Source organism: Streptomyces sp. NRRL WC-3618, from assembly GCF_001280005.1.
GTDB lineage: Bacteria > Actinomycetota > Actinomycetes > Streptomycetales > Streptomycetaceae > Streptomyces.
Window position 1 is genome coordinate 1 of the sequence record NZ_LGDW01000244.1, and the last position, 1,174, is coordinate 1,174.

Genomic DNA, 1,174 nt, shown 5'->3' on the forward strand with positions numbered 1-1,174 from the left:
GTACTCAGGTTGAACTCGTAGAGCCTGCGGGGGTCGTGACGGTTCGTGATCCCTGCGGTACGACGGGATCATGAGGTATGCGCAGAGGGGCGGGTACACGCCCGTCGAGCAGGAGAAGCGGGAGCTGCTGAGGCTGGAGGCGGCCGAGCGGTTCGAGCGCGGTGATGCTGCCGTGGTGATAGCGAAGGACCTGCGGGTCACGGAGCGGACGGTGCGGCGCTGGCGCAAGGTCTGGCGCGAGGGCGGGATCGCGGCGTTGAAGTCGAAGGGGCCGGTGTCGCGGGAGCGGCTGTCGGTGCGGGAGTGGGACCGGCTGGAGGCCGAGCTGAAGCGGGGGCCGCTTGCCCATGGCTTCAGTGATGACCAGCGGTGGACGCTGGGCCGGATCAAGACTCTGATCGGCAGGCTGTTCCACAAGGGCTACACGATTCAGGGGGTGGCCAAGTTGTTGAAACGGCATGGCTGGTCCTGCCAGGTCCCGGTGCGCCACGCGATCGAGCGTGACGAGGAGGCCATCGAGATGTGGAAGGACGAGGTGTGGCCGCTGTTAAAAGGACAGCGGCGGACCTGGGCGCCTATATCTGCTTCAGGACGAGGCAGGCCAGGGACTGAGGCCGCCGAAAGGCCGCACCTGGGCACCGCGCGGAGCACGCCCGGTGGTGCGGGTGCGCGGTCGGGGAAACGGCCGGGTCAACATCGCCGGCGTGGTCTGCTTCCGGCCCGGCAGCCGCCCGCACTTCTTCTACCGGCTGCACGTCTACCACGGCCGCAAGGGCGAGTCGAAGACCTTCGCCTGGCACGAGTACCGCGACCTGATCATCACCGCCCACCAGCAGCTCAACGCCCCGCTGGTGTGGTGCTGGGACAACCTCAACGTCCACCTCGCCAAGGAGCTCGCCGCCTTCGCCGAGGAACACGCGGACTGGTTACGGATCTTCCCGATGCCTTCATACGCGCCGGAGTTGAACCCCGCCGAAGGCGTGTGGTCGCTCCTCAAGCGCGCCATCGTCAACTTCGTCGCCCCCGACCTCAGCGGCCTCGTCCGCATCGTCAAACGCAAGCTGAAGAAGATCCAGTTCAGACCCCACCTGATCGACGGCTGCCTCGCCGGAACCGGCCTGATCATCGAACCCTGGTAATCACGCACCCGGACACTACGAGTTCAACCTGAGTA

General features: G+C 66.4%; 1 pseudogene. It reads left to right on the forward strand.

What is annotated here, in order from left to right:
• Positions 1 to 70: 70 nt before the first annotated feature.
• A pseudogene (locus ADL01_RS47835) lies at positions 71 to 1,139 on the forward strand (IS630 family transposase).
• Positions 1,140 to 1,174: the final 35 nt, after the last annotated feature.